At 60.0% G+C, this 24253-nt stretch carries 28 protein-coding genes; 14 read left to right on the top strand and 14 right to left on the bottom strand.

What is annotated here, in order from left to right; genetic code table 11:
- Positions 1–3: 3 nt before the first annotated feature.
- Complete coding sequence (locus tag AC0Z8Z_RS02875) at positions 4–273, bottom strand: hypothetical protein (RefSeq protein ID WP_485617776.1); 270 nt, start codon at positions 271–273, stop codon at positions 4–6.
- 140 nt (positions 274–413) lie between these two features.
- Here AC0Z8Z_RS02875 and AC0Z8Z_RS02880 point away from each other — a divergent pair, with 140 nt between their 5' ends.
- A complete protein-coding gene (locus tag AC0Z8Z_RS02880; RefSeq protein WP_205486732.1) occupies positions 414–617 on the top strand; it encodes a hypothetical protein in 204 nt (67 codons plus the stop codon).
- 99 nt (positions 618–716) lie between these two features.
- Here the strand turns inward: AC0Z8Z_RS02880 and AC0Z8Z_RS02885 are convergent, their stop codons facing one another.
- Entirely contained in the window at positions 717–1298 is a 582-nt protein-coding gene (locus AC0Z8Z_RS02885) for a YajG family lipoprotein (RefSeq protein ID WP_122536180.1), read from the bottom strand.
- A gap of 224 nt (positions 1299–1522) precedes the next feature.
- Between AC0Z8Z_RS02885 and AC0Z8Z_RS02890 the strand changes: the two genes are divergently transcribed.
- The 3 genes from AC0Z8Z_RS02890 to mqo all read left to right on the top strand — a co-directional run bounded on the left by AC0Z8Z_RS02890 (position 1523) and on the right by mqo (position 3995).
- A complete protein-coding gene (locus AC0Z8Z_RS02890; RefSeq protein ID WP_172609709.1) occupies positions 1523–1756 on the top strand; it encodes a hypothetical protein in 234 nt (77 codons plus the stop codon).
- Positions 1757–2295: 539 nt separating this feature from the next.
- On the top strand, positions 2296–2490 hold the full coding sequence (locus AC0Z8Z_RS02895) for a hypothetical protein (protein WP_485617777.1): 195 nt from the start codon (positions 2296–2298) through the stop codon (positions 2488–2490).
- A complete protein-coding gene (gene mqo, locus AC0Z8Z_RS02900; RefSeq protein ID WP_485617778.1) occupies positions 2490–3995 on the top strand; it encodes a malate dehydrogenase (quinone) in 1506 nt (501 codons plus the stop codon). The genes AC0Z8Z_RS02895 and mqo overlap by 1 nt, the downstream gene beginning before the upstream one ends.
- Positions 3996–4108: 113 nt before the next feature.
- On the opposite strand, the gene AC0Z8Z_RS02905 is transcribed toward mqo, so the two are convergent.
- The 4 genes from AC0Z8Z_RS02905 to AC0Z8Z_RS02920 all read right to left on the bottom strand — a co-directional run bounded on the left by AC0Z8Z_RS02905 (position 4109) and on the right by AC0Z8Z_RS02920 (position 6414).
- On the bottom strand, positions 4109–4570 hold the full coding sequence (locus AC0Z8Z_RS02905; RefSeq protein WP_485617779.1) for a hypothetical protein: 462 nt from the start codon (positions 4568–4570) through the stop codon (positions 4109–4111).
- A gap of 227 nt (positions 4571–4797) precedes the next feature.
- Complete coding sequence (locus tag AC0Z8Z_RS02910) at positions 4798–5085, bottom strand: PA4642 family protein (protein ID WP_122536184.1); 288 nt, start codon at positions 5083–5085, stop codon at positions 4798–4800.
- 66 nt (positions 5086–5151) lie between these two features.
- Positions 5152–5637, bottom strand: a complete 486-nt coding sequence (locus AC0Z8Z_RS02915; protein WP_122536185.1) for a hypothetical protein — start codon at positions 5635–5637, stop codon at positions 5152–5154.
- A 219-nt stretch (positions 5638–5856) separates the two neighbouring features.
- Entirely contained in the window at positions 5857–6414 is a 558-nt protein-coding gene (locus tag AC0Z8Z_RS02920) for a hypoxanthine-guanine phosphoribosyltransferase (RefSeq protein WP_037018287.1), read from the bottom strand.
- Positions 6415–6611: 197 nt separating this feature from the next.
- Here AC0Z8Z_RS02920 and upp point away from each other — a divergent pair, with 197 nt between their 5' ends.
- Together upp and AC0Z8Z_RS02930 are read left to right on the top strand one after the other, a co-directional pair.
- The gene (gene upp, locus AC0Z8Z_RS02925; protein WP_122536186.1) at positions 6612–7250 is read left to right on the top strand and encodes a uracil phosphoribosyltransferase; all 639 of its coding nucleotides are present in this window, start codon (positions 6612–6614) and stop codon (positions 7248–7250) included.
- Entirely contained in the window at positions 7250–8530 is a 1281-nt protein-coding gene (locus AC0Z8Z_RS02930; RefSeq protein ID WP_037018282.1) for a uracil-xanthine permease family protein, read from the top strand. Before upp ends, AC0Z8Z_RS02930 begins: the two co-directional genes overlap by 1 nt.
- A gap of 219 nt (positions 8531–8749) precedes the next feature.
- On the opposite strand, the gene hemH is transcribed toward AC0Z8Z_RS02930, so the two are convergent.
- Entirely contained in the window at positions 8750–9778 is a 1029-nt protein-coding gene (gene hemH, locus AC0Z8Z_RS02935) for a ferrochelatase (RefSeq protein ID WP_172609712.1), read from the bottom strand.
- A 14-nt stretch (positions 9779–9792) separates the two neighbouring features.
- Positions 9793–10695: a TIGR01777 family oxidoreductase gene (locus AC0Z8Z_RS02940; RefSeq protein WP_485617780.1), complete on the bottom strand. Its 903-nt coding sequence runs from the start codon at positions 10693–10695 to the stop codon at positions 9793–9795.
- Between the two features lie 299 nt (positions 10696–10994).
- Between AC0Z8Z_RS02940 and AC0Z8Z_RS02945 the strand changes: the two genes are divergently transcribed.
- The 6 genes from AC0Z8Z_RS02945 to AC0Z8Z_RS02970 all read left to right on the top strand — a co-directional run bounded on the left by AC0Z8Z_RS02945 (position 10995) and on the right by AC0Z8Z_RS02970 (position 16105).
- Positions 10995–11981: an NAD(P)/FAD-dependent oxidoreductase gene (locus AC0Z8Z_RS02945; RefSeq protein ID WP_485617781.1), complete on the top strand. Its 987-nt coding sequence runs from the start codon at positions 10995–10997 to the stop codon at positions 11979–11981.
- On the top strand, positions 11978–12193 hold the full coding sequence (locus tag AC0Z8Z_RS02950) for a TIGR02450 family Trp-rich protein (protein ID WP_485617782.1): 216 nt from the start codon (positions 11978–11980) through the stop codon (positions 12191–12193). The genes AC0Z8Z_RS02945 and AC0Z8Z_RS02950 overlap by 4 nt, the downstream gene beginning before the upstream one ends.
- A gap of 170 nt (positions 12194–12363) precedes the next feature.
- Positions 12364–13344, top strand: coding sequence for a YbgA family protein (locus AC0Z8Z_RS02955; RefSeq protein ID WP_485617783.1), 981 nt, complete (start codon positions 12364–12366; stop codon positions 13342–13344).
- A gap of 2 nt (positions 13345–13346) precedes the next feature.
- Positions 13347–14285 (top strand): MerR family transcriptional regulator, encoded by a 939-nt coding sequence (locus tag AC0Z8Z_RS02960; RefSeq protein ID WP_172609717.1) that lies wholly within the window; start codon positions 13347–13349, stop codon positions 14283–14285.
- 9 nt (positions 14286–14294) lie between these two features.
- Entirely contained in the window at positions 14295–15740 is a 1446-nt protein-coding gene (gene phrB, locus AC0Z8Z_RS02965) for a deoxyribodipyrimidine photo-lyase (protein WP_485617784.1), read from the top strand.
- A gap of 53 nt (positions 15741–15793) precedes the next feature.
- Complete coding sequence (locus tag AC0Z8Z_RS02970) at positions 15794–16105, top strand: YkgJ family cysteine cluster protein (RefSeq protein ID WP_074883972.1); 312 nt, start codon at positions 15794–15796, stop codon at positions 16103–16105.
- 156 nt (positions 16106–16261) lie between these two features.
- Here the strand turns inward: AC0Z8Z_RS02970 and AC0Z8Z_RS02975 are convergent, their stop codons facing one another.
- The 6 genes from AC0Z8Z_RS02975 to hemA form a co-directional block, all read right to left on the bottom strand.
- Complete coding sequence (locus AC0Z8Z_RS02975) at positions 16262–16780, bottom strand: acyloxyacyl hydrolase (RefSeq protein WP_065991785.1); 519 nt, start codon at positions 16778–16780, stop codon at positions 16262–16264.
- A 113-nt stretch (positions 16781–16893) separates the two neighbouring features.
- On the bottom strand, positions 16894–17694 hold the full coding sequence (murI, locus tag AC0Z8Z_RS02980) for a glutamate racemase (protein ID WP_485617785.1): 801 nt from the start codon (positions 17692–17694) through the stop codon (positions 16894–16896).
- Positions 17687–18460, bottom strand: coding sequence for a molybdopterin-synthase adenylyltransferase MoeB (locus AC0Z8Z_RS02985; RefSeq protein ID WP_485617786.1), 774 nt, complete (start codon positions 18458–18460; stop codon positions 17687–17689). Before AC0Z8Z_RS02985 ends, murI begins: the two co-directional genes overlap by 8 nt.
- Positions 18454–19287 carry a peptide chain release factor N(5)-glutamine methyltransferase gene (gene prmC / locus AC0Z8Z_RS02990; RefSeq protein WP_485617787.1) on the bottom strand — a complete coding sequence of 278 codons (834 nt, stop codon included), beginning with the start codon at positions 19285–19287 and terminating at the stop codon, positions 18454–18456. Before prmC ends, AC0Z8Z_RS02985 begins: the two co-directional genes overlap by 7 nt.
- Positions 19288–20370 (bottom strand): peptide chain release factor 1, encoded by a 1083-nt coding sequence (gene prfA, locus AC0Z8Z_RS02995; RefSeq protein WP_122536199.1) that lies wholly within the window; start codon positions 20368–20370, stop codon positions 19288–19290. It lies immediately after the preceding gene.
- A complete protein-coding gene (gene hemA, locus AC0Z8Z_RS03000; RefSeq protein ID WP_122536200.1) occupies positions 20367–21644 on the bottom strand; it encodes a glutamyl-tRNA reductase in 1278 nt (425 codons plus the stop codon). Before hemA ends, prfA begins: the two co-directional genes overlap by 4 nt.
- 257 nt (positions 21645–21901) lie before the next feature.
- Between hemA and AC0Z8Z_RS03005 the strand changes: the two genes are divergently transcribed.
- Together AC0Z8Z_RS03005 and lolB are read left to right on the top strand one after the other, a co-directional pair.
- Entirely contained in the window at positions 21902–23629 is a 1728-nt protein-coding gene (locus AC0Z8Z_RS03005; protein ID WP_485617788.1) for a tetratricopeptide repeat protein, read from the top strand.
- A gap of 4 nt (positions 23630–23633) precedes the next feature.
- The gene (gene lolB, locus AC0Z8Z_RS03010; RefSeq protein WP_122622592.1) at positions 23634–24251 is read left to right on the top strand and encodes a lipoprotein insertase outer membrane protein LolB; all 618 of its coding nucleotides are present in this window, start codon (positions 23634–23636) and stop codon (positions 24249–24251) included.
- Positions 24252–24253 lie beyond the last annotated feature (2 nt).

Here is a 24253-nt window from a genome sequence, read left to right on the forward strand (position 1 = left end):
CGATCACAGCTTCGTGCTCACCCACGACAGCAACAGCGCGAACGCCAGGCAGGCAGTGCCGAAGCGGTAGCTCAGGCGGATCATGCGCAAGGTGGGTACATCCATCAGGTGCATGGGTTCGTCGATCGGGGCTTGTTCGATGAGATGGTGCAAATGGGCCATCTCTCGCTGCTCCCGAGTGCGTGTGGTGTGCAGCAGCCAGATGCCGGGGCCGGCGGCAAGCAAGGCGCAGAGGTTGATGGCGAGACCGGGGGCGTGATGGATAAGCGACATGGTGCCTCGATGACGCCGGATCAATGGGCGCCGCAAACTCTGTTTGGCTCTGCCGCTCACACTAGTCGCTGTCACCTTAACGTCACCTGAACCGGGCACTGTGTGGGACCCCAAACCGACCCACCGCCACGGAGAGCGTCATGCTGCACGCCCACAACCAGGACCGCCTTTACCTCATCGCCCCCAGCGACGAACAGGAAGCATTGATCGACGCACTGGCGTTCAACGTCCAGGACAGGCACTGGCTGGTGTACTGCGCGCTCGGCGGTCATGCGCATAACGATCTGCCGGAAATGGATCTGCAGACCGGCTTCAGTTTTCTGGATTTCTATCAGGCGGCTTGACCCCCGGCATTGTGAATCCCGAGCGACCCCGCTGAATGAAAAAGCCCCGGCTTCTGGCGAAACCGGGGCTTTTTTGCACATCAGAACCAGGCGTTAAGCTTACTGGCCCAGGGTGCGGCCAATTGTCTGATCCTGGAACAGGCGAGTCAGCGCGTCGCTGAGTACGTCGCTGATCAGCTTGGTGTTGGTCTCTTCATTCGGCGCCATACCAAAACGTTGATCCATCGAAGCCGCGTAACGGCCGCTGTAGTTACGACCGCCATTCTGAACGTCAGCGCGGAACGTGGAACTGATGTTGGCTTCGGTGACGTACAGGCCTTCTTTCGGCGACTGGTACTTCAGGTCGGCCAGGGTAACGGTCAACTGCGGACCACTACCGTTCGGCACCGGCGTGAAACCGAGCAACCGCACGCCCGCTTCAGCCTGGGCCTGCAACCTTGGCAACAACTGCTGACCGTTGACCGTGATCGAGCTGGTTTCCGGGTACAGGCCACCGCGGGTGCCCAGCGTCTGCGACTGACGACCGTCAACCACGCGAACGACGACTTGCTGACCGTGACCGACCGGTGCGAGTTGAGCGTTCAGCTTGGGTTCCGGGGTGAGGGACTGCGGGCTGTGGGCACAGCCCGCCAGGGTCAGACTGCCAGCGGCAAGCAAACCGAACAGAACGCGACGCAACATGCTCATTTCTCCATGGGCCAAGGCACAAAATGTGCCGCAGTATAGCGACCTCCCAAGGCCGCTCACTAGGGTAAAGATACGACAGAGTGCCATCGCGCCGGTTCCGGCGAGGGGGCGCGATGGCTCACCTGCCCGAAATCAACACAATTGCGCAATCGCAACGTCACAGCGATGTCATGCCCGCCGGCCATACTTTTTTCAACTCTCCAGCAAGGAGTCCTGCCATGGACTTTCTTTGGTCGTTGTTCTCGTTGCGCCGCCGTCATCGTCACTATGCACGTCTGGACCAGCAGGGCATCTGCCTGGCGTTCAAGCACTGCGCCGAAACACCCTGTGGTCAGGGCTGGGTCGAAGTCCACGAGGCAAAGCTGTGCTGGCTACAGCGCCCACTTCCTGCCAGCGCCCGAGTGACTCCCCGGTCACGTGCGATTACCGCCCGACATATGCTCAGCATCTGACCGAAAGGCGAATAAAAGTCATTTTTCCTGGATCATTTCTGCCCGATTCATCGCTATAATCTTCCCCCGATTATAAGGACGTCTCCTGATCGGGCCTCGCAGCATCGTCGATAGCCACTATCGACTCCTCCGTATCGCCCACAGAGAGCCTTCCACACAGACATGTGCAGCCCGATGTGGCCGCAGCGCAGACGCCGGATCGTCGATTAATCCGAACGTCCTTCGCCAGTTCTTGCCTCACATCGCGTATGAACCTGATCTGCAGAGCTGCCATCGCGCAGCCCTTTTTGAGGTTCGCGTCTCCAAAAGAGCGTGAAAAAAACGGGTTTTCACAACTTCACAAGAGTGTGGCAAGCAAATGAATAGTTTCGCGTTTGTAAATGCACCGTTAGCGTCTGACCCAGCCCCCTTGCAAAGGACCGACCGCAACGCAGTCTCCGTCAAAAGAGCCTGAAGCCTGTCCGCTACGGATTTGGTTGCACAACCGGACGTCTTGACGATAGTCGAATGGCTGTACGGGCCGAAAAATGCGTTCATGCTTGCCTTATAAAAGCATCAACCAGGCTCGTTCGGTGGCGTCCGCTGAAGATGCAAAAAATTGCGAAGAATCGGACATGGCGATCCCGGCCGGGTTGAACGAGGCACTGCGCGAACACCGCGCCGCCCGAACCCGGCGACTGACCACGGGAACGCATGCCGTCAATTTGGTGCTGCAGATTTTGGAGACGCGTTAATGGCGCATAACGAAGCAGTCGACGTAGTGCTGGTCGGGGCGGGCATCATGAGTGCCACCCTCGCCGTGCTGCTCAAAGAGCTGGACCCGAACCTCAAGATTGAAGTCGTCGAGCTGATGGATTCCGGTGCGGCAGAGAGCTCCAACCCCTGGAACAACGCAGGCACCGGCCACGCCGGGCTGTGCGAGCTGAACTACACGCCGGAAGCGGCTGATGGCTCGATCGACACCAAAAAAGCGATTCACATCAACACCCAGTTCGAGGTCTCCAGGCAGTTCTGGGCCTACCTGGCGCGCAAAGGCACGTTCGGCTCCTCCCGTTCGTTCATCACGCCAGTTCCTCACCTGAGCTTCGTTCAGGGCGAAAAAGGCATGGCGTATCTGAAGAAGCGTTACGAAGCGCTGCGCACTCACCATGCCTTCTCCTCGATGGAATACACCGAAGACAAAAGCAAACTGGCTGAATGGATGCCGCTGATGATGCCCGGCCGTCCCGCCGATGAGCCCATCGCCGCGACCCGGGTCATGCATGGCACCGACGTCAACTTCGGCAACTTGACCAACATGCTGCTCAAGCACCTGGCAGCGGCGCCCGATGCGCAGGTCAAATACTGCAAACGCGTCACTGACCTGAGCCGCAAGGGTGACGGCTGGACCGTTACCATCAAGGACGTAAACAACGGCAGCACCCGCGACATCGACGCCAAATTCGTGTTCCTGGGCGCAGGTGGCGCGGCACTGCCGTTGCTGCAGATGTCCGGCATCGAAGAAGGCAAAGGCTTCGGCGGCTTCCCGGTGAGCGGTCAGTGGCTGCGTTGCGACAACCCTGAAGTGGTCAAGCGCCACCAGGCCAAGGTGTACAGCCAGGCAGCGGTTGGCTCGCCACCGATGTCGGTGCCGCACCTGGACACCCGCGTCGTCGACGGCAAAAAGTCCCTGCTGTTCGGTCCTTACGCCGGCTTTACCACCAAGTTCCTCAAGCACGGTTCGCTGCTGGACCTGCCGCTGTCGATCCGAGCGGCCAACATCGCGCCGATGCTGGCGGTGGCCCGCGACAACATGGACCTGACCAAGTACCTGATTAGCGAAGTGCGGCAGTCGATGGAACAGCGGCTTGATGCACTGCGCCGTTTCTACCCGGAGGCGAAAGCCGAAGACTGGCGTCTGGAAGTGGCCGGTCAACGCGTACAGATCATCAAAAAAGACCCGAAAAAAGGCGGCGTTTTGCAGTTCGGGACTGAGCTGGTGTCGGCGAAGGACGGTTCCCTTGCCGCACTGTTGGGCGCCTCGCCGGGCGCTTCGGTGACGGTTTCGATCATGCTGGACCTGATCGAGCGTTGCTTCCCGGACAAAGCCCGCACCGAGTGGGCCACCAAGCTGAACGAGATCTTCCCGGCTCGCGAAAAGGCCCTGGAAACCGATGCGCAGCTTTATCAGCGCGTCAGTGCTCAGAGCGATGCCAGCCTGGACCTGGTGCCGAACAGCGAAGCAGCCACTTTCGCCTGATCGACGGGTTGCTCCAAAGAAGCTGTACTGGAAAACCCCGCCCTATCAGGCGGGGTTTTCTTTTTGCACTCAGGTACCGGCCTGGGCCGGAAAGCAGTTTCGCAGCTTCAACATCACTTCATCACGAATCGGACGGAATACGCCTGCATCGAGTTTGTGCCTTTGGTCACCGACGCGGTGCACTCTGCCGGTACGGTCCCGATCGATTTGCCCGTTGCGGTTTTCTCCGGCGCCGGGGTGATCGAGACCCAACTGAACGTGACTGCGTGGGCTGCCCTGAACTCGCAGATTTTGCCCTCCCCGCTCACGCGGAAACTCGCAGAATCATTGCGCGGGTTCTTCAGCGGGATGGACACAGACGCAGTGGGTGCGTCAGCCGCAAAGCCATAACCGGTGTAATCAGCATTGGGTTTGGCCCAGCTGGCCCATACCAGCGCGAGGTCGATGCCTGTCTGATTCCACATTTCCATGTTGAGCTGAATTTTTTTGGGGTAAGCCGCCTGAGCGGATGCTGCTGCGACCATCATTGCGATGGCGGCGATGGTGCGGGTAAAGCAAGTCTTTACGTTTTTCATGTCATGAATTCCCTTTCAGTCATCAATGCGAGCGTCCTGCTCGCGGTTCTGTGAACGTCGTCACAAGGCTGAGTATGATTCAGCGTGCCGCTTTCGGTAGTCGCAAACGCCGAGGCATGCAGTAGGAAGGGTCTTTCGATTGCGTGGTTACGTCGCGGGAGCAGGCGGCTGCTCTCGTAGGAGGGGAGCATCGGGCGCCGAAGGATGGCGCCCGGAAATTGCGCGATTCAGCCTTTCGCCTTCTCGATCAATTCGATGTATTCATCGGCGTTACGTTGATCCCTGATCAGGGTAACGAAGTCATTGCCGTGCTCGTCTTTGCCGTCGAGGTCGTAACCGGCCTCCTTGAAGAACGTCAGAAAACGCCCGAAGTCATCGATGCGCAGGCCACGGTAGGCCTTGATCAGCTTGTGCAGCGACGGCGACGTGGCATCGACCGGTTCGAAATCCAGGAACAGCTTGATCTGGGCGTCGCCGATTTCATCGCCAATCACCTGCTTCTTATCTTTACGCATTGCTGACTCCAACTGACTTGCGGACATTTCACGGGCGGGCAGTTTACCCCCCGCCCGGTCGCGGGCTCAACGCGCGCGTACGCTGCCGGTGTGCAGGTCGGCCCAGACGTGACCGTTGGCATAGCTGAGGAACTGGCAGTAGACCTTTTCGTTACGCAGCAAATCCACGAACACCCGGTATTGCGTCGCCGGGTAGTAAAGCGTCAGCGTGCGCGAAGGCTCGTCGTAGGTCGGTTTCTTAAGGCTTTTGCTTTCGCCGTCGAAGTGGATCAACACGTCGGCGATGGTCGCGCCCTTGTTCATGGGTTTGCCTTTCAGGCGCAGGATCAGCGGCGAGGTGACAGGGATCGGTTGCTGATTGGACTGACGCTGGCTGCCCACCACCACCGAATACTCAGTGATCTGCAGCAATTGCTGCTGCTCGGGTTCACCTTCGCGCACGGACAATTCGTCCGGCGGCAAGTATTGCGCGTGCATGGGTTCGGCGAGTGCGGGGAGTGGCAGCGTCAACAGCAACATCAACGCAGCGGTACTTCGAACAGATAACGGCATGGGCGCCTCCCGAAAAAGTGGGGGGCACTCTAGCATGCAAGACCTGGCGATCTTCCACTCCCCTCGGGCGTCAGTAAACCCCGGCAGCATCCGAAATCATCAGTGGGCGAGGCATTTGTGGGAGCTCGCTCGCGAATGCGGTGAGTCAGGCAGTACCGATGGCGACTGACCCGACGCCTTCGCGAGCAAGCTCACTCCCACACTATGATGATGCTTGCCTTACATACCCTTTACGGCATAGATCCCGGCCGCGTTGCGCCAGTAGCCTTTGTAGTCCATGCCGTAACCGAAGATGTAGCGATCGATGCACGGCAGGCCAACGAAATCGGCTTTCAGGTCAGGCCGCGCCTTGCGGTCGTGGTCCTTGTCGATCAGCACGGCGGTGTGTACAGCGCGCGCGCCGGCGTGTTTGCAGAAGTCGATGATCGCGCCGAGGGTGTGGCCTTCGTCAAGGATGTCGTCAATGATCAGCACATCGCGGTCGATGAACGAGACTTCAGGCTTGGCTTTCCAGAACAGGTCGCCGCCGCTGGTTTCGTTGCGATAGCGGGTGGCGTGCAGGTAAGACGCTTCCAAGGGGAAGTTCAGATGAGTGAGCAACTTGCCGGCGAAGATCAGGCCACCGTTCATGACGCAAAACACCACCGGGTTACGGTCGGCCAGCACGCCATTGATTTGCTCGCCGACGCGGGCGATGGAGGCTTCGACTTCGGCCTCATTGTAAAGGCAGTCAGCCTCGCGCATGACTTGACGGATATGCTCGAGATCAGCGGACATGACGCTCTCCAAGGGGGCTGTGTAAGGAAAAGCGGGCAAAGGTACGCATCCGCCGACATCAGGGCAAGTGTTTCTGGACTAACGTTGCACTGTCGTTCCATAAATCTCGGCGCGCGAACCTAACCGTCAGGACAAGTTACAGCTGAATAGATTAATCTAAGCCGTTTTTTTTGCCCGCCCGCTGGAGCCTTTCCCCTATGCCCATTCGTGAGATCCGCCATCCGCTGATCCGCCACAAGCTCGGCCTGATGCGCCGTGCCGATATCAGCACCAAGAATTTTCGTGAACTGGCTCAAGAAGTCGGCGCGCTGCTGACGTACGAAGCGACCAAGGATCTGCCGCTGGAAACCTACGACATCCAGGGATGGGCCGGCACGGTTCAGGTCGAGAAGATCGCCGGCAAGAAGATTACCGTGGTGCCAATCCTGCGAGCGGGCATCGGCATGCTTGAAGGTGTGCTCAGCCTGATCCCCGGCGCCAAGGTCAGTGCCGTGGGCGTCGCACGCAATGAGGAAACCCTCGAAGCCCACACGTACCTGGAAAAACTCGCTCCCGAGATCGACCAGCGTCTGGCGCTGATCATCGACCCGATGCTCGCCACCGGCGCTTCCATGGTTGCCACCATCGACCTGCTGAAAAAAGCCGGTTGCCGCGACATTCGCGCGATGGTCCTGGTCGCCGCGCCGGAAGGCATCGCCACCGTCGAGCAAGCCCACCCGGACGTCAACATCTACACCGCGTCCATCGATCAACAACTGAACGAACACGGCTACATCATCCCGGGCCTGGGCGATGCCGGTGACAAGATTTTCGGCACCAAGCAGAAGGACGCCTGATGAAGCCGGATGAGTTCAACGACCCACTCTGGCGCACGATCCTGTCGGGCGCGCAGATGCTGTTCGTGGCATTCGGCGCACTGGTATTAATGCCGCTGATCACCGGCCTCGATCCCAACGTCGCGTTGTTCACGGCAGGCTTGGGCACCCTGTGTTTTCAGGTGGTGACAGGCCGTCAGGTGCCGGTCTTCCTCGCGTCCAGCTTTGCCTTCATCACCCCGATCATTCTCGCCAAGGGCCAGTTCGGTCTTGCTGCAACCATGGGCGGCGTCATGGCAGCGGGCTTCGTCTACACCTTCCTGGGTCTGGCCGTGAAGATCAAAGGCACCGGATTCATCGACCGCCTGCTGCCGCCGGTGGTGATTGGCCCGGTGATCATTTCCATTGGTCTGGCGATGGCACCCATTGCCGCCAACATGGCGATGGGCCGGACGGGTGATGGCGCAGCAGAACTGATCCCGTACAACACCGCCATCATCATTTCGATGGCGGCGCTGCTCACGACGTTGATCGTTGCGGTGTTCGGCAAAGGCATCTTCCGCCTGGTGCCAATCATCTCCGGCGTGCTGGTAGGTTTTGCGCTGTCGTTTTACTTCGGTGTGGTCGATGTGGCGAAAATTGCTGCGGCGCCCTGGCTGGCACTGCCGCACTTCACGGCGCCGGAATTCAACTGGCAGGCGATTCTGTTCATCGTCCCGGTGGCACTGGCCCCGGCCATCGAGCACATCGGCGGCGTGATTGCGGTCGGCAGCGTGACGGGACGCGATTACCTGAAAAAGCCTGGCCTGCATCGCACGCTACTGGGTGACGGCATTGCAACCACCGTGGCCGGCGCGTTTGGTGGCCCGCCCAACACCACCTACGCCGAAGTCACCGGCGCGGTGATGCTGACCAAGAACTACAACCCGAAGATCATGACCTGGGCGGCGATTTTCGCCATCACCCTGGCCTTCATCGGCAAGTTCGGCGCGTTGCTGCAAAGCATTCCGGTGCCGGTCATGGGCGGGATTCTGTGCCTGCTGTTCGGGTCGATTGCTGCGGTGGGCATGAACACGCTGATCCGCCACAAGGTTGATCTGGCCGAAGCGCGCAATCTGGTGATCGTGTCCGTCACACTCGTGTTCGGCATTGGCGGCGTGCTGATCGGCACCGGCAACGGCCCTGATGATTTCGGCATGAAAGGCATCGCGCTGTGCGCCGTGACCGCGATTGTGCTGAACCTGATCCTGCCGGGGAATGACGCGTGGAAGAACAAGCACCTGGATGATCAGTTGCCGTAGTTCTGAAGCGTAATGAAAAGGGGGCATTACTCACGTGATGCCCCCTTTTTTTTGGGGGGAATCTGTAGGAGTAGCTTAGATTTGCGGCGTACACCGAAACTGTGGGAGTGAGCTTGCTCACGAAGGCGGCGCATCAGGTTCATCAATGCCGCTTGAACAGACGCATTCGCGAGCAAGCTCGCTCCCACAGGGATCTACGTTAAAGCTAGGCTCGGGTTATTACACCACCATCGCCGGTGCCTTTTCGCACAGCGTATTCAGCGCCTTCGCCCAGTTCGGGTCGTCATTCAGGCATGGAATCAGCACCAGCTCCTCGCCCCCCGCCTCCCTGAACTGCTCGGCACCGCGGTCGCCAATCTCTTCCAGCGTCTCGATGCAGTCCGCGACAAACGCCGGGCACATGACCAGCAGCTTCTTCACGCCTTTAGCCGCCAGTTCGGCCAAGTGCGGCTCGGTGTAGGGTTCGATCCATTTGGCGCGGCCCAGTCGCGACTGAAACGACACCGACCACTTGCCATCGGGAATCCCCATCAGCTTGGCGAACTCTGCCGACGAACGCATGCACTGCGCGCGGTAGCAGACCGCCAGAACTTCGGGAGACGCCGTTTCGCAGCAGTTGCCACTCTTGAAGCAGTGATTGCCGGTCGGGTCGAGCTTGGTGATATGCCGCTCGGGCAGGCCGTGAAAACTCAGCAACAGATGATCGTAATTCTGCTGCAAATGCGGCCGCACGCTCGCCACCAGGGCGTCGAGGTATTCCTGTTGATTGAAGAACGGCTTCAACAACGAAAAGTCGAAGTTCAGCTTTTTGTCACGCACTACGCGTTTGGCTTCTTCGATGACGGTGGTCACGGTGCTGTCGGCGAACTGCGGATACAGCGGCGCCAGGGTGACCTTTTTAATGCCCTGGGCTGCCAGGCGGGTGAGCACGGTCTCAATCGAAGGCTCGCCATAACGCATCGCCAGCTCGACCGGTCCGTGTTTCCACTCATTGACCATGGCCTGCTGAAGTCGCTTGCTCAGCACCACCAGCGGCGAACCCTCGTCCCACCAGATCGAGGCGTATGCGTGGGCCGACTGCTCCGGGCGCTTGATCAGAATCAGCGAGACGATCAGGCGACGCACTGGCCACGGCACGTCAATAACGTAAGGGTCCATCAGAAACTGATTAAGGTAGCGGCGCACGTCGGCAACCGACGTGGACGCTGGCGAACCCAGGTTAACCAGCAATAAAGCGTGATCGGTCATGCAACACCTTGATGTCAGTGGCGGCCCAGAAGGTTTTCCAGGGCCGCACGCAGATCAGTGAATCGGAAAGTGAAACCCGCCTCCTGGAGACGGTCTGGCCGGGCGCGCTGACCGCCCAGCAGCAGGATCGACAGCTCGCCCAGCAGCACTCGGAGCGCAACGGCCGGCATCGGCATGAATGACGGGCGATGCAGCACGGACGCAAGGGTCTTGGCAAAATCCCGGTTGCGAACCGGTGATGGCGCGCAGGCATTATAAGGACCTCGGGCATCGTCCCGACTCATCAGAAAATCAATCAGGGCGATTTGATCTTCGATGTGAACCCATGGCATCCATTGGCGTCCGTTGCCGATCGGCCCGCCCATGCCCATCTTGAACGGCGGCAACAGTCGTTGCAGCATGCCGCCTTCATCGGCCAACACCAGACCAGTGCGCACCAGCACCACGCGAATGCCCAAGGTTTCGGCACGTTGCGCGGTCTCTTCCCAGGCAATGCACAGGCGACTGGCGAAATCCTCACTGACCGGTTGCGCATTCTCGTCGAGCTCGCGCTCCCCGCCGTCGCCATACCAGCCCACTGCCGAGCCGGAAATCAGTACGTCAGGTTTCTGCTCGCGGCGCTCAAGCCACGTGACGAGTTGCTCGGTCAGGGTAATGCGGCTGTCCCACAGCAGTATTTTGCGTTTGCGTGTCCAGGGGCGGTCGGCGATGGGCGCGCCGGCCAAGTTGACCACCGCATCGACGTGTTGAGTGCCAATGTCATCGAAGTGTGCAATCCCGCGAACATTGGCGCCGCAGAGCCGCGCCACGTCATCGGGTTTGCGACTCAAGACCGTCAATTGATGGCCCTGTGCGAGCCAGTGCTTACACAAACGACGCCCTATCAAGCCTGTACCGCCGGTCAGCAAGATGTGCATGACTGAGTTCCTTACGTGGCGTTCATCGCAATTGCGGAGTCTATTTCTTCACAAGCCATGAGCTCGTGTGCGGAGTGATCACTCAACTCTAGGTCACCTTGGCGTGATCCACTCCCTCGCTGTTCTTTAGGACAGCCCGATCGTGCAGTTGAACGATTGAAGCAAAGCGTCAGACTTGTCAGCGAGCCCTTGGAAAGGTCCGCGTCCTGCGTGTGCAGGGCGACAACTTATACCGAAAAACGGCATTGTACAGCTTTTGCCTGAGGCGTAGTCTGTGCAGACAAGGTAACGAGGCCCCTATGACTGTCCCCATCGCAATCATCGGTACCGGCATCGCCGGACTCTCCGCCGCCCAGGCGTTGCAAGCCGCCGGGCATAGCATTCACCTTTTCGACAAGAGCCGCGGCAGTGGCGGCCGGATGTCCAGCAAACGCAGCGATGCTGGCGCACTGGACATGGGCGCGCAGTATTTCACGGCCCGCGACCGCCGCTTTGCCTCCGCTGTGCAGCAGTGGCAGGCCGATGGTCATGTGGCCGAGTGGACACCGCTGCTCTACAACTTCCATGGCGGAAAACTCAGCCTGTCACCTGACGAGCAGGTGCGTTGGGTCGGCACGCCGCGCATGAGCGCGATCACCCGGGCCATGCTCGGCGATATGCCGGTGACCTTCTCCTGCCGCATCACCGAAGTCTTTCGTGGCGAACAACACTGGAATCTGCTGGACGCCGACGGCCAAAGCCATGGCCCGTTCAGTCAGGTCGTGATCGCCATCCCCGCGCCTCAAGCCACAACCCTGCTGGCCGACGCACCGAAACTGGCAAGCGTCGTGGCGGGCGTGAAGATGGAGCCGACCTGGGCGGTCGCTCTGGCGTTTGATACTCCGCTGGACACGCCCCTCGAAGGCTGCTTCGTGCAGGACAGCCCCATCGACTGGCTGGCCCGCAATCGAAGCAAACCCGGTCGCGACAGCCAGATGGACACCTGGATTCTGCACGCCACCAGCATCTGGAGCCGTCAGCATCTGGACATGACCAGGGAGGACGTCATCGATCAGTTGCACGGCGCGTTTGCCGAGCTGATGAATTGCGCGATGCCAGCCCCGGCGTTCACCCTCGCCCACCGCTGGCTGTACGCAAGGCCTGCTGGCGGGCGCGAAGTCGGCGCGTTGTCCGATCCCGATCTCGGTCTGTATGTCTGCGGCGACTGGTGCCTGTCGGGCCGGGTAGAGGGGGCATGGCTGAGTGGTCAGGAAGCCGCGCGGCGTCTGCTGGAACACCTCAAATGAATCGACTCAATCCGCGTAAGCTGCTGCTATCGAAATGGACGGCAGCGGCCCCCCAAAACCGTGAAAAACACTTTCTGGTCACCGAGCTGTTCTGTGATGAAGAAGGCACGGTCCTGGAGATCGAACTGCAAGCAGTGATGACCAAACGCAGTCAGAAGCTGGCTTGGCAGACGTTGCAGAATGACCAGACCTGGCAAATGGGCTGGAAGTAAAGCACACGCAAATTACCGCACCCATCCCCTTGCTGCGCCTAAAACGCAGCACTTGTCGCTTCATGCCTCCGATCTTGTACAAATTATTTGACTTGCAGAACCACAAACCTATGATGAGCAAAGTTGTACAGACTAAAGAATCTGTATAAGAAGTTCTTCGAGGGGTTGTCATGTCTGCAGTACTCGGTCATTCATCAGAGCAAGCCTCCAAACCCAAGCTGGGCGTCAGTGCCTGCCTGATGGGTGTGGAGGTCAGGTTCAATGGCGGGCACAAGGAATCACACCTTCTGACCCGCGCCCTCACCGAATATTTCGATTTCGTGCCGGCGTGCCCAGAGGTCGCCATTGGTATGGGCATCCCTCGCGAAGCCATTCGTTTGGTGGGTGACACGGATCATCCTCGGGCGGTTGGTACGGTTCATCACGTGATGGATGTGACTGAGCAACTGGCTGACTATGGCGAGCACATGGCCAAGGAGATGAGCGATATCTGCGGCTACATCTTCATGCAGAAATCGCCATCGTGTGGCCTGGAACGCGTCAAGGTTTACCGCGATAACGGCGTGCCGTTCGAAACAGGTGGACGCGGCATCTATGCCCAGGCGTTCTGCGCGCGTCACCCTGATCTGCCAGTCGAAGAAGACGGTCGTTTGAACGACCCGGTTCTGCGGGAGAATTTCATCACCCGCGTGTTTGCCTACGCCGCCTGGCAGACGCTGCTGAAGAGCGGCATCACCCGCCGCTCGTTGACCGAGTTTCATGCCCGCTATAAATACCAGCTCATGGCCAACGATCCGGTGCAGTACAAAACGCTGGGGAATCTACTGGGCACCATGGGCCGAAACGACCCGGCTGAAATCGCCCCGCGCTATTTCAGTCAACTGATGAGCGCGCTGAAGAAGCCAGCCACCCGACGTACCCACACCAACGTGCTGCAGCATCTGTGCGGTTATCTGCGCCAGACCCTCAGCGCGTCCGACAAGAAAGAAATCCAGGGCGTCATCAATCAGTACCACCAGGGCATCGTGCCTCTGGTCGTGCCGCTGACGCTGCTCAAACATCATTTCCGCCGACACCCCGATCCGTACATTGCGCTGCAGGTTTATCTGCAGCCACATCCGGAAAACCTCAGTCTGCGCAACGCGATTTGAACATGACCACTACCGAGCAAGAACCGCCGGAAGGCGACCCGCAGGACGCCGCGAACGCTTTTGAAAACGGCTGGCTGCCGATTCGCGAAATTGCCCGACTGACCGGCGTAAACGCAGTGACCCTGCGCGCCTGGGAACGCCGCTACGGCCTTATCGTTCCGCACCGCACGCCCAAGGGCCATCGGCTTTACAGCAACGAGCATGTGGACCGCGTGCTGACCATTCTCACGTGGCTTAACCGTGGCGTGTCGGTCAGTCAGGTCAAGCAACTGATCGACGATCAGCAGGCGGCACCGCCGAATGTCGAGAATGACTGGGACATTCTTCGCCAGACCCTTCAGGAAGCCATCGGCGCCCTGGCCGAGCGGCGCCTGGACGATTCACTCAACCGCGCCATGTCGTTGTACCCGCCGCGCACGCTCTGTGAACAACTGTTACTGCCGCTGCTGGCATCACTTGAGCAGCGCTGGCAAGGCCAGTTCGGCGCGCAGCTGGAGAGGGTGTTTTTCTATTCGTGGCTGCGCAGCAAGTTTGGCGCCCGGCTGTACCACAACAACCGTCAGGTCAGCGGCGCGCCCTTGCTGCTGGTCAACCAGTCCGATCTGCCGCTCGAGCCGCATCTGTGGCTGACCGCGTGGCTGCTCAGCAGTGCCGATTGCCCCGTAGAAGTGTTCGACTGGCCTTTGCCGGCAGGCGAGCTCGCCCTGGCCTGTGAGTACCTCAAGCCGCGCGCAGTGCTGTTGTATTCCAGCAAGTCTCTGAACGTCGGCCAGCTGCCCCGCCTGCTGCACAACATCGAGTGCCCGAAGCTGATCGTCGGGCCCGCAGTGCGCATTCATTCGACGGAATTATCCGCCGCCGAGGGTGAAGTCTCCGGCCTGTCCCTCGCCGAAGACCCTTTGACCGCCCAGGCCGCCTTGCAGCGGCTAGGGCTCATCTAAGGAATAACTATGCAATTGATATGGCTGCGCAGCGATCTGCGTGTGCATGACAACACGGCGCTGAGCGCTGCCATGGAACAGGGCCCGACGCTTGCCGTGTACATGATCAGCCCGGGCCAGTGGCAAAGCCATGACGATGCCCCATGCAAAGTCGATTTCTGGCTGCGCAACCTTCGCGAATTGAGCAAGGCACTTGCGGCGCTCAATGTCCCTTTGCTGATCGTCCATGCGGACACGTGGTCGCAGGCGCCCAAGGCGTTGCTTGGGTTGTGTCAGCAACACGGGATCGACAGCGTGCACGTCAACGACGAGTACGGCATTAACGAGACCAAACGCGATTGTGACGTTGAGAAGGCACTCGATGGCGCCGGCGTTCTGTTTCATCGCCACCTCGACCAGCTGTTTTTTCAGCCTGGCAGCGTGCTCACCAAGAGCGGCGGGTATTTCAAGGTTTTCACGCAATTCCGCAAGGTCTGTTACGCCCGTTTGCATTACTCGATGCCGGCGCTGGTTGCGCTGCCCAGAGCGCAGCAGAAGCTGTCTGTCAAAAGCGATGCCGTGCCGGATGCGGTCAAGGGTTTCGCCGCACCGACTGATACCCTGCGTTCGCTCTGGCCGGCCGGCGAAGATGAGGCGCGTGATCGCTTGCAAAACTTCACCGACGAGCAAGTGCATTACTACGATCAAGAGCGCGACTTCCCCGCCAAGCCCGGGACCAGTCAGCTGTCTGCGTACCTGGCTGCCGGCGTGATTTCCCCGCGCCAGTGCCTGCATTCGGCACTGCGCAGCAACAACGGCGAGTTCGAGACCGGTAACTCGGGGTCAGTCACCTGGATCAACGAACTGCTCTGGCGTGAGTTTTACAAGCACGTGCTGGTGGGCTTCCCTCGTGTCTCCCGTCATCGCGCCTTCCGCCCGGAAACCGAAGCGCTGAAATGGCGCAACTCGCCCGAGGATCTCGAGGCCTGGCAGCAGGGCCGGACCGGCCTGCCGATTGTCGACGCCGCCATGCGTCAGCTGCTTGAGACAGGCTGGATGCACAATCGCCTGCGGATGATTTCGGCCATGTTCCTGACCAAGAATCTGCTGATCGACTGGCGTGAAGGTGAGCGCTTCTTCATGCAGCACCTGATCGACGGCGATCTCGCCTCGAATAACGGCGGCTGGCAGTGGAGTTCATCAACCGGCACCGATGCGTCGCCTTACTTCCGGATCTTCAATCCGCAAAGTCAGTCGGAGCGCTTCGACCCTGAGGGCCGATTCATCCAACAGTGGGTGCCTGAACTGGCTGAGCTGAACAAGCGCGACATTCATAACCCCGCCGCACTGAGCGGCCTGTTCAGCGCTGAGGGTTATCCCGCGCCCATCGTTGATTTGAAAGCCAGCCGCGAACGCGCCCTGCAAGCGTTCAAGTCGCTGCCCCAACGGCAGACGGAGACGCAGGAGAATGGGTGAGCATTCGTCACGCCGGTTCGCGGTCCGCTGCGCGGTGATTTAAACTGCCGCCCATGACGACCGTTATCCCTTCGCTTCAACTCCCTGCCGAACCCGCAATCACGTGTTCCACCTGCGCGGCCTGCTGCTGCCAGCTGGAGGTCATGTTGATCACCGACACCGGCGTGCCCGAGCGTTACATCGACACCGATGACTGGGGAGGCGAAGTCATGCTGCGCCTGGACGATGGCTGGTGCGCGGCACTGGATCGCGACACGATGATGTGCACGATCTACGACCGTCGGCCGTTGATTTGCAGGGAATTCGAAATGGGTGCGCCGGAGTGTATTGCCGAACGAGAGGGTATTGCGACGGCGTATCTGTGATTACTGTTTGCCTGAATCAGCCGCGTTGGCTGACCTTCCCGGTTAAAGCCGGTCCTACCATGTGCTGCGTCGGTTGAACCGGCTTGAGCCGAGAAGAAGCGCAGGGTACGTTGCAATTGCGGTCAAGCCCGCTCCTGCAATGAAACACTCGAGCGCTTAGAACGGCATCGTGTAGTGAATCGCGTAGCTTTCGATGCCGTCATTGTTGGTGGTCATGCCGCCGTTGGAGTAGTGAGTGGCGCGCAGGCCGACTTCATGTCCACCGGCAAAGCGCAGACCGAAACCCAAACGGTCTTCAAACTGGAACGCGCTGCCCAGCTTGTTACCTTCCACTTCGGTGCGCTGGAACACAGCGGCGCCGATACCCGCTTCGATGTAAGGCTTGACGCTCTCACCCGAGAACTCATAAACGAATACCGGAGAGAACGACAGGCTGTTGTTGCTGGAGTTCTTGTCGCCTTCCCAGTATGTATACGCGCCGCTCCAATAGCCGGTCAGGCGACCGACACCGGTTTGCCACCAACTTTTATCCCAATCAAACTGCGCACCCAGACGATAAGTCATGGTGGACTCGCCAGTTTGTCCTACGGAAAACTCGACCCCATCAGCTTGAGCAATTGCGCTTTGCCCCAACAGAGCAGCCGCAATCGCAGCCAAACAAAACAGTCGCTTCATCTGAAACATCCTATTTTTCGAAAGCAGTTAGAAATTTTTATGTCGACAGAAGTGCTGTAGAAGCCGGCGGCTGAACTTTAGTTCACCCACGGCCGAAGCGATTCACGTTTTTTTCACGAAACGAAGCTTCGCACATTGTCGGAGTTGTTACAAAGCACGCGTAGGACGTTTCTGAAATCTTCTGGATCGCCGGTCGTCCAGAACTGCGTGGTCTGAGGATGACCGTTCGCCAACAGCTCGCGCTCGCCCAATAACCGCTGCAACTGCCGGGCTACAGCAGCGCCGGTGTCGATCAGTGTGATGGACGCAGGAATCATTTCCCGCAGCAATGGCTTGAGAAACGGGTAATGGGTGCAGCCCAGAATGATGGTGTCGCAGCCTGCAGCGAGTAACGGCGCGACGTAACTCTGCAACAGTTGCCGAATCGTCGGGCTGACCAGGTCGCCCGTTTCGATCAACTCCACCAGTCCCGGGCAGGGCTGCGTGATGACTTGCACGTCTGCCGCGAAGCGATCGAGCAATGCGGCGAACTTGGCGCTTTGCAAGGTGCCCGTGGTCGCCAGCACACCGACGACACCGGTTCGCGTCGCCGCGGCCGCAGGTTTGACCGCAGGCTCCATGCCCACCAGCGGCCAGTCAGGGTAGCGGAGGCGCAAGTCAGCGATGCCGGCCACCGTTGCCGTATTGCAGGCGATCACCAGCGCCTTGGCGCGCTGACGGTGGAAGAAGTCAGCAATCGTTGCGCAACGTTCGCGAATGAATTCGGGGGTTTTCTCGCCATAGGGGATGTGGCCGCAATCGGCGACATAGAGCAGCGATTCCCGTGGCAGCAACTGCTGTATTTCCGCCAGCACCGACAACCCGCCGACGCCGGAATCAAACACCGCCACCGGCGCATCGCTGTCTCTATTCATGCTCGACGGCAGCTCGACGGCCGGTACCGCACACGCTGCAGCCCGGATCGCGTTTGACTTTCAATTCGCGGAATCGCGTGCTCAATGCATCGATCAGCAGCAGTCGCCCGACCATCGGCTCGCCGAATCCGGCCAGCAGCTTGAGGGCCTCAAGGGCCTGCAAACTGCCCACCAGTCCCACCAAAGGGCCGATCACGCCGGCTTCGCTGCAGGTCAATTCGGTTTCGCTGCCGTGCCCGTACAAGCAGTGGTAACAAGGGCTCTCTGGACGGCGCGGGTCGAACACCGACAGTTGCGCTTCCAGGCGAATTGCAGCGCCGCTGACCAGCGGTTTGCAGGCGGCGACGCAGGCCGCATTGACCGCCTCGCGCGTCGAGAAATTGTCCGAGCAGTCCAGCACCAGATCGACCCCGGCCACGGCTGCCGCCAGTGAGTCGGCATCCAGGGCCGCGCGATGGGCCACCAGCGTGATCTGCGGATTGATGGCGGTGAGCCGGGTGATGGCTGAGTCGACTTTGCTTAAGCCCACGCTCGGGGTGTCGTGAATGATCTGGCGTTGCAGGTTGGTCAGATCGACACTGTCGAAATCAGCCAGATGCAATGCTCCGACGCCGGCCGCCGCCAGATACAACGCTACAGGCGAACCCAGTCCGCCGAGGCCGACAATCAGCACGCGGCTTTGTTTGAGGCGCAGCTGGCCGTCGATGTCGACCTGTTGCAGAAGGATCTGCCGGCTGTAGCGCAGCAGTTCCTCGTCCGTCAGCACGGCACTCGCCCGAAGGTAATGCGCTCGTGGTCGCCCAGGTCGCGGCGAGTCTTGATCTCTTCGAATCCGTGCTCAAGCAACAGCTCGCGCACCGCCGCGCCTTGATCGTAACCATGCTCCAGCAAGAGCCAGCCGCCCGCTTCAAGGTGTGCGGGCGCTTGCGACACGATCAGGCGCAAATCGTCCAGGCCGTCGGCGCCGGAGACCAACGCGCTGCTTGGCTCGAAGCGCACGTCACCTTCGACCAAATGAGGGTCGTCGGAGGCAACGTACGGGGGGTTGCTCAGGATCAGGTCGAAACGCTGCCCCTCGACGGTACTGAACCAGTGACTGTGCAAGACCTTGGCGTTATCCAGATGGAGGCGCTGGCGGTTGCGTTCGGCAAGCTCGACCGCGTCTTCAACGCGATCCACCGCCGTGACGCTCCACTGCGGACGATCCTTGGCCAGCGACAGCGCGATCGCGCCGGTGCCAGTGCCGAGGTCGAGCAGTGTGTGAGGAATCGCACCGGGCAAAAGCTCCAGCGCGGTTTCCACCAGCATCTCGGTTTCGGGCCGCGGGATGAGCGTATGGGGCGCGACTTCCAGGTCGATGTTCCAGAACCCTTGCAGGCCCAGGATGTACGCGACGGGTTCACCGGTTCGACGACGCTTGAGATAGCCGTCGAAAGCGTGCGCCGCTTCGGTGCTGACAATACGCTCGGGCCAGGTGTGCAGAAAACTGCGCGGCTTGCCCAGGGCAGCGGCCAGCAACAATTCTGCATCCAGACGCGCTGTCGGAGAATCCGGCAACTCGGCGCTTCTTAACAAGCTGGCGATGATGGTCATTTAATCACCCAGTGCCGCAAGTTGATCTGCCTGATACTCGGCAAGTAACGGTTCTATCACTGCATCGACCCCGCCGGCCAGAACTTCATCAAGGGAATAGAGCGTCAGGTTCACGCGGTGATCCGTGACTCGCCCCTGTGGGAAATTGTAAGTACGAATGCGTTCCGAGCGATCCCCGGAACCTACCAGCAATTTGCGCTCGCTGGCGATGGCGTTGGCCGCTGCAGCGGTCTGCTGATCATTGAGCTTGGCCGACAGCCAGGACATCGCCCGCGCACGGTTTTTGTGCTGCGAACGTTCTTCCTGGCATTCCACCACGATGCCGGACGGCAAGTGCGTAATGCGGATGGCCGAATCGGTCTTGTTGACGTGCTGACCACCGGCGCCGGAGGAGCGATAGGTATCAACGCGCAAGTCTGACGGGTTGATCTCGATGGTCTGCTGTTCGTCAGGCTCTGGCAACACCGCTACCGTACACGCAGACGTGTGAATGCGTCCCTGGGATTCGGTTTCCGGCACTCGCTGAACGCGATGCACGCCCGACTCGAATTTCAGCTTACCGTAGACGTGCTCGCCTTCGACCCGCGCAATGACTTCCTTGTAGCCGCCATGCTCGCCGATGTTCTCGGACAGAATCTCGACACGCCAGCCACGTCGCTCGGCGTAGCGGGAATACATGCGAAACAGGTCGCCGGCAAAGATAGCGGCTTCGTCGCCACCGGTGCCGGCGCGGATTTCCAGAAACACGTTGCGGCCGTCGTTCGGGTCTTTGGGCAGCAGCATTTTCTGCAGGTCAGCCTCAAGCACCAGTAACTGATCCTTGGCTTCGCGCACTTCCTCGACGGCCATTTCACGCATGTCGGGGTCGCTGTCCTTGAGCAGCGCCTGCGCGCCCTCGAGGTCGGCCTGCACTTTCTGCAGTTGCCGGTATACCTGGATCACGGGCTCGACTTCGGCGTACTCACGGGAATACGCGCGAAATTTGGTCTGGTCGGAGATGACTTCGCCATCGCCAAGCAGCGCGGTCAATTCCTCGAAACGGTCGCTGAGCACGTCCAGCTTATTAAGCAGTGAAGCTTTCATCGCGGGGATTTATCCGTGAAGCCCTCGTTGAGGGCAAAGAGTTCCTGGGCCATGGCCAGCGCATCAACGCGGCCTTCAGCGGAGAGCTTTTTGAGTTGCACGCTGGGAGCGTGCATCATTTTGTTCGTCAGGCCACGTGCCAGCGCCATCAATACATCCTCGGCGTTGCTGCCATTGGCGAGCATGCGCTGGGCCTTCTGCAATTCTTCGTCACGCAGGCGTTCGCTCTGCTGACGATACGCCTTGAGCACGTCAACCGCGGCCAGCTCGCGCAGGCGCGACATGAAGTCGTCTACGCCCACACTCACCAGCTCTTCGGCCGCCTGCGCCGCGCCCTGGCGACTCTTGAGGTTTTCAGCGACGACTTCGTGCAGATCGTCCACGGTGTAGAGGTAGACGTCGTCCAGCTCTCCAACTTCGGGTTCGATATCGCGCGGCACGGCGATGTCGACCATGAAGATCGGCTTGTGCTTACGCAGCTTCAGCGCGCTTTCAACGGCGCCTTTGCCCAGAATCGGCAACTGACTGGCCGTTGAGCTGATGACGATGTCGCTGTTGACCAGCTCGGCCGGGATGTCAGCCAGCAGCACAGCATGGGCACCGAACTGCTCGGCGAGAATGTTCGCGCGTTCGAGCGTGCGGTTGGCAACGACGATACGCTTGACCCCGAGATCATGGAGGTGGCGCGCGACCAGGGTGATGGTCTCCCCCGCGCCTATCAACAGCGCCTGACTGCGCTGCAGGTCGCTGAAAATCTGCTTGGCCAGGCTGACGGCCGCAAAGGCCACGGACACCGGGTTCTCGCCGATGGCCGTGTCGGTGCGGACCTGTTTGGCAGCACTGAAGGTGGCCTGAAACAGCCGCCCGAGCAAGGGGCCGACCGTGCCAGCCTCCCGGGCAACGGCATAGGCCGATTTCATCTGGCCGAGGATCTGCGGCTCGCCCAGTACCAGCGAATCCAGGCCCGACGCCACGCGCATCATGTGACGCACCGCTGCGTCGTCCTCATGCACATAGGCACTGGCGCGAAGTTCATCGACATTCAGGTGGTGATAATCCGCCAGCCAGCGCAAGACGACGTCGGCGGTCAGTTGATCCTGTTCGATATACAGTTCGCTGCGATTGCAGGTGGAGAGAATGGCCGCTTCACGGCTGCGAGTCAGACGGCAGAGCTGCTGCAGCGCCTCAACCAGCTGTTCAGGCGTAAATGCCACGCGCTCGCGGACATCGACTGAAGCAGTCTTATGGTTGATACCCAGAGCAAGAAAGGCCATTAAGGTCGCAGATGGTGACGTGAAGCCGGCAATTGTCCTACTTCGGTAGATTCAGGACAACCACCGCAATACATTCAGAACGTCCGCAGCGCACGATTGTCCCTATACAGGTTGCGTATCACCGGCTCTGGCCTGCGACAAAATGTCCGCGCTCAGGCTGTAGATCGAGCGTATCCAGATTTCGCGCGGGCTGTGGGTTTGCTCCCGGCCTTGTGTCATGATGCTTCCAAACCGCAGGTAAGCCGCCCCTCTTCTATATGAATAAATCCTCCGCGCTGTTCCTTGCCCTTGTCGCTCTGAGTGGCTGTCAGTCTACGGCCTCCGTTTCTACGGAGCCGTCCGCTCCGGCGAAAGAAGCGCCGCCCGCGCCCGAGGCCAAACCTCAGGTGTACGGCTCGTTTACTCAGGACACCGTCGTCAGCCTGTTGACCGCCGAGCTTGCCGGCCAGCGCAACCGCTTCGACATCGCGCTGGACAACTACGTGACCCAGGCGATCCAGACCCAGGATCCGGGGATATCCGAGCGCGCCTTCCGCATAGCCGAGTATCTGGGCGCCGATCAGGCCGCTCTCGACACCTCGATGATCTGGGCGAAAAACGATCCAGGCAATCTCGAGGCACAGCGCGCGGCAGCCATCCAGCTGGCGCGCGCCGGGCGCTACGACGATTCCATGCGCTATATGGAGAAGGTCCTTCAGGGCCAGGGCGACACGCACTTTGACTTCCTTGCGTTGTCAGCGTCGGAGACCGATTCCACTACGCGCAAGGGGTTGATCACCAGCTTCGACCGCCTGTTGGCGAAGTACCCGAAAAATGGTCAGCTAATCTTCGGCAAAGCACTCTTGCTTCAACAGGAAGGCGACAGTGCCGCCTCGCTGAAACTGCTCGAAGACAACCCGCCGGGTGAAGGCGAAGTGGCACCGATCCTGCTCCGCGGTCGCTTGCTGCAAAGCATGGACCGCGGCAAGGAAGCGATCCCGCTGCTGGAAAAAAGCATCAAGAAATACCCGGACGACAAGCGTCTGCGCCTGACCTATGCGCGCATGCTGGTGGAGCAGAACCGCATGGAAGACGCCAAAGTGCAGTTTTCCAGCCTTGTTCAGCAGTATCCGGATGACGACGAGCTGCGTTATTCGCTCGCCCTCGTGTGCTTGGAAAACAAAGCATGGGATGAAGCGCAGGGTTATCTCGAAGACCTCGTTGCTCGCGGCAGTCACGTCGACTCGGCCCACGTAAACCTCGGCCGCATTTACGAAGAGCGCAACGATCCACAAACCGCCCTCAGTGAATACGCTCAGGTGGGTGCCGGCAGCGACTTCCTGCCAGCACAGCTGCGTCAGGCCGACATCCTCATGAGCAATGGCAACACTGCCGAGGCGTCGAAGCGGCTGGCTCAGGCACGTGCCGATCAACCCGATTACGCCATTCAGCTGTATCTGGTCGAAGCCGAGACCCTGGTCAATAACAACCAGAGCGATCGCGGCTGGCAGGTATTGAGCCAGGCGCTCAAGCAGTACCCGGACGATCTGAATCTGCTCTACACCCGTTCGATGCTGGCCGAGAAACGCAACGATCTGAAGCAAATGGAGAGCGACCTGCGGGCCATTCTCAAGCGCGAACCGGACAACGCCATGGCGCTGAACGCTCTGGGCTATACGCTCTCTGACCGAACGACGCGCTATGCCGAAGCCAAGGAGCTGATCGAACGCGCGCACCAGCTCAACCCGGAAGACCCGGCGGTGCTCGACAGCCTCGGCTGGGTCAACTACCGCCTGGGCAATCTGGATGAAGCTGAGCGCCTGCTTCGCCAGGCGCTCGAGCGCTTTCCGGATCACGAAGTCGCCGCGCACCTGGGCGAAGTCCTGTGGGCCAAAGGCGAGCAGCGTGAAGCCCGCAAAGTGTGGGGCAAGGCCCTTGAACAACAACCTGACAGCCCGGTCCTGCGCAGCACCATTAAACGCCTGACCGGCGCCGAGACCCTTTGAATTTATGCAATTGCGCCACGTACTCGTATTCAGTCTGATCGCCCTGCTCGCCGGTTGTGCCGGCATGTCCTCCCGCGAAGCCGTACAAGGCAAGGGTGACGCCAATCAATGGCGTGTTAACAAAGAACAACTGAGCAGCCTCGACGGCTGGCAGATCAACGGCAAGGTCGGCATCCGCGCGCCGAAGGATTCCGGCAGCGGCACGCTGTTCTGGCTGCAACGCCAGGATTATTACGACATTCGCCTGTCCGGCCCGCTGGGTCGCGGCGCTGCCCGCCTGACCGGTCGCCCTGGTGCTGTGTCGCTGGAAGTCGCCAATCAGGGCCGCTACGACGCGCCGGATCCGGAAACCCTGCTCAAGGATCAGCTCGGCTGGAAACTGCCGGTGTCGCATCTGGTCTGGTGGGTGCGCGGCCTGCCCGCCCCCGACAGCAAAAGCAGCCTGACCCTTGACGGTGATAGTCGCTTGTCCAGCCTCGAACAGGACGGCTGGCAGATCGAATACCTGAGCTACACCCAGCAGAACGGTTTCTGGTTGCCTGAACGGATGAAACTTCACGGCCAGGATCTGGACGTCACGCTGGTCATCAAGGATTGGCAACCACGCAAACTGGGGCAATGAGC

This window comes from Pseudomonas sp. 1L-C-7-B-C1 (assembly GCF_057291635.1).

What these genes read in the sequence shown, in the direction of transcription:
- AC0Z8Z_RS02875 (WP_485617776.1), bottom strand. Translation starts at nt 273, where the DNA reads ATGTCGCTTATCCATCACGCCCCCGGTCTCGCCATCAACCTCTGCGCC.
- AC0Z8Z_RS02880 (WP_205486732.1), top strand. Translation starts at nt 414, where the DNA reads ATGCTGCACGCCCACAACCAGGACCGCCTTTACCTCATCGCCCCCAGC.
- AC0Z8Z_RS02885 (WP_122536180.1), bottom strand. Translation starts at nt 1,298, where the DNA reads ATGTTGCGTCGCGTTCTGTTCGGTTTGCTTGCCGCTGGCAGTCTGACC.
- AC0Z8Z_RS02890 (WP_172609709.1), top strand. Translation starts at nt 1,523, where the DNA reads ATGGACTTTCTTTGGTCGTTGTTCTCGTTGCGCCGCCGTCATCGTCAC.
- mqo (WP_485617778.1), top strand. Translation starts at nt 2,490, where the DNA reads ATGGCGCATAACGAAGCAGTCGACGTAGTGCTGGTCGGGGCGGGCATC.
- AC0Z8Z_RS02905 (WP_485617779.1), bottom strand. Translation starts at nt 4,570, where the DNA reads ATGAAAAACGTAAAGACTTGCTTTACCCGCACCATCGCCGCCATCGCA.
- AC0Z8Z_RS02910 (WP_122536184.1), bottom strand. Translation starts at nt 5,085, where the DNA reads ATGCGTAAAGATAAGAAGCAGGTGATTGGCGATGAAATCGGCGACGCC.
- AC0Z8Z_RS02915 (WP_122536185.1), bottom strand. Translation starts at nt 5,637, where the DNA reads ATGCCGTTATCTGTTCGAAGTACCGCTGCGTTGATGTTGCTGTTGACG.
- AC0Z8Z_RS02920 (WP_037018287.1), bottom strand. Translation starts at nt 6,414, where the DNA reads ATGTCCGCTGATCTCGAGCATATCCGTCAAGTCATGCGCGAGGCTGAC.
- upp (WP_122536186.1), top strand. Translation starts at nt 6,612, where the DNA reads ATGCCCATTCGTGAGATCCGCCATCCGCTGATCCGCCACAAGCTCGGC.
- AC0Z8Z_RS02930 (WP_037018282.1), top strand. Translation starts at nt 7,250, where the DNA reads ATGAAGCCGGATGAGTTCAACGACCCACTCTGGCGCACGATCCTGTCG.
- hemH (WP_172609712.1), bottom strand. Translation starts at nt 9,778, where the DNA reads ATGACCGATCACGCTTTATTGCTGGTTAACCTGGGTTCGCCAGCGTCC.
- AC0Z8Z_RS02940 (WP_485617780.1), bottom strand. Translation starts at nt 10,695, where the DNA reads ATGCACATCTTGCTGACCGGCGGTACAGGCTTGATAGGGCGTCGTTTG.
- AC0Z8Z_RS02945 (WP_485617781.1), top strand. Translation starts at nt 10,995, where the DNA reads ATGACTGTCCCCATCGCAATCATCGGTACCGGCATCGCCGGACTCTCC.
- AC0Z8Z_RS02950 (WP_485617782.1), top strand. Translation starts at nt 11,978, where the DNA reads ATGAATCGACTCAATCCGCGTAAGCTGCTGCTATCGAAATGGACGGCA.
- AC0Z8Z_RS02955 (WP_485617783.1), top strand. Translation starts at nt 12,364, where the DNA reads ATGTCTGCAGTACTCGGTCATTCATCAGAGCAAGCCTCCAAACCCAAG.
- AC0Z8Z_RS02960 (WP_172609717.1), top strand. Translation starts at nt 13,347, where the DNA reads ATGACCACTACCGAGCAAGAACCGCCGGAAGGCGACCCGCAGGACGCC.
- phrB (WP_485617784.1), top strand. Translation starts at nt 14,295, where the DNA reads ATGCAATTGATATGGCTGCGCAGCGATCTGCGTGTGCATGACAACACG.
- AC0Z8Z_RS02970 (WP_074883972.1), top strand. Translation starts at nt 15,794, where the DNA reads ATGACGACCGTTATCCCTTCGCTTCAACTCCCTGCCGAACCCGCAATC.
- AC0Z8Z_RS02975 (WP_065991785.1), bottom strand. Translation starts at nt 16,780, where the DNA reads ATGAAGCGACTGTTTTGTTTGGCTGCGATTGCGGCTGCTCTGTTGGGG.
- murI (WP_485617785.1), bottom strand. Translation starts at nt 17,694, where the DNA reads ATGAATAGAGACAGCGATGCGCCGGTGGCGGTGTTTGATTCCGGCGTC.
- prmC (WP_485617787.1), bottom strand. Translation starts at nt 19,287, where the DNA reads ATGACCATCATCGCCAGCTTGTTAAGAAGCGCCGAGTTGCCGGATTCT.
- prfA (WP_122536199.1), bottom strand. Translation starts at nt 20,370, where the DNA reads ATGAAAGCTTCACTGCTTAATAAGCTGGACGTGCTCAGCGACCGTTTC.
- hemA (WP_122536200.1), bottom strand. Translation starts at nt 21,644, where the DNA reads ATGGCCTTTCTTGCTCTGGGTATCAACCATAAGACTGCTTCAGTCGAT.
- AC0Z8Z_RS03005 (WP_485617788.1), top strand. Translation starts at nt 21,902, where the DNA reads ATGAATAAATCCTCCGCGCTGTTCCTTGCCCTTGTCGCTCTGAGTGGC.
- lolB (WP_122622592.1), top strand. Translation starts at nt 23,634, where the DNA reads ATGCAATTGCGCCACGTACTCGTATTCAGTCTGATCGCCCTGCTCGCC.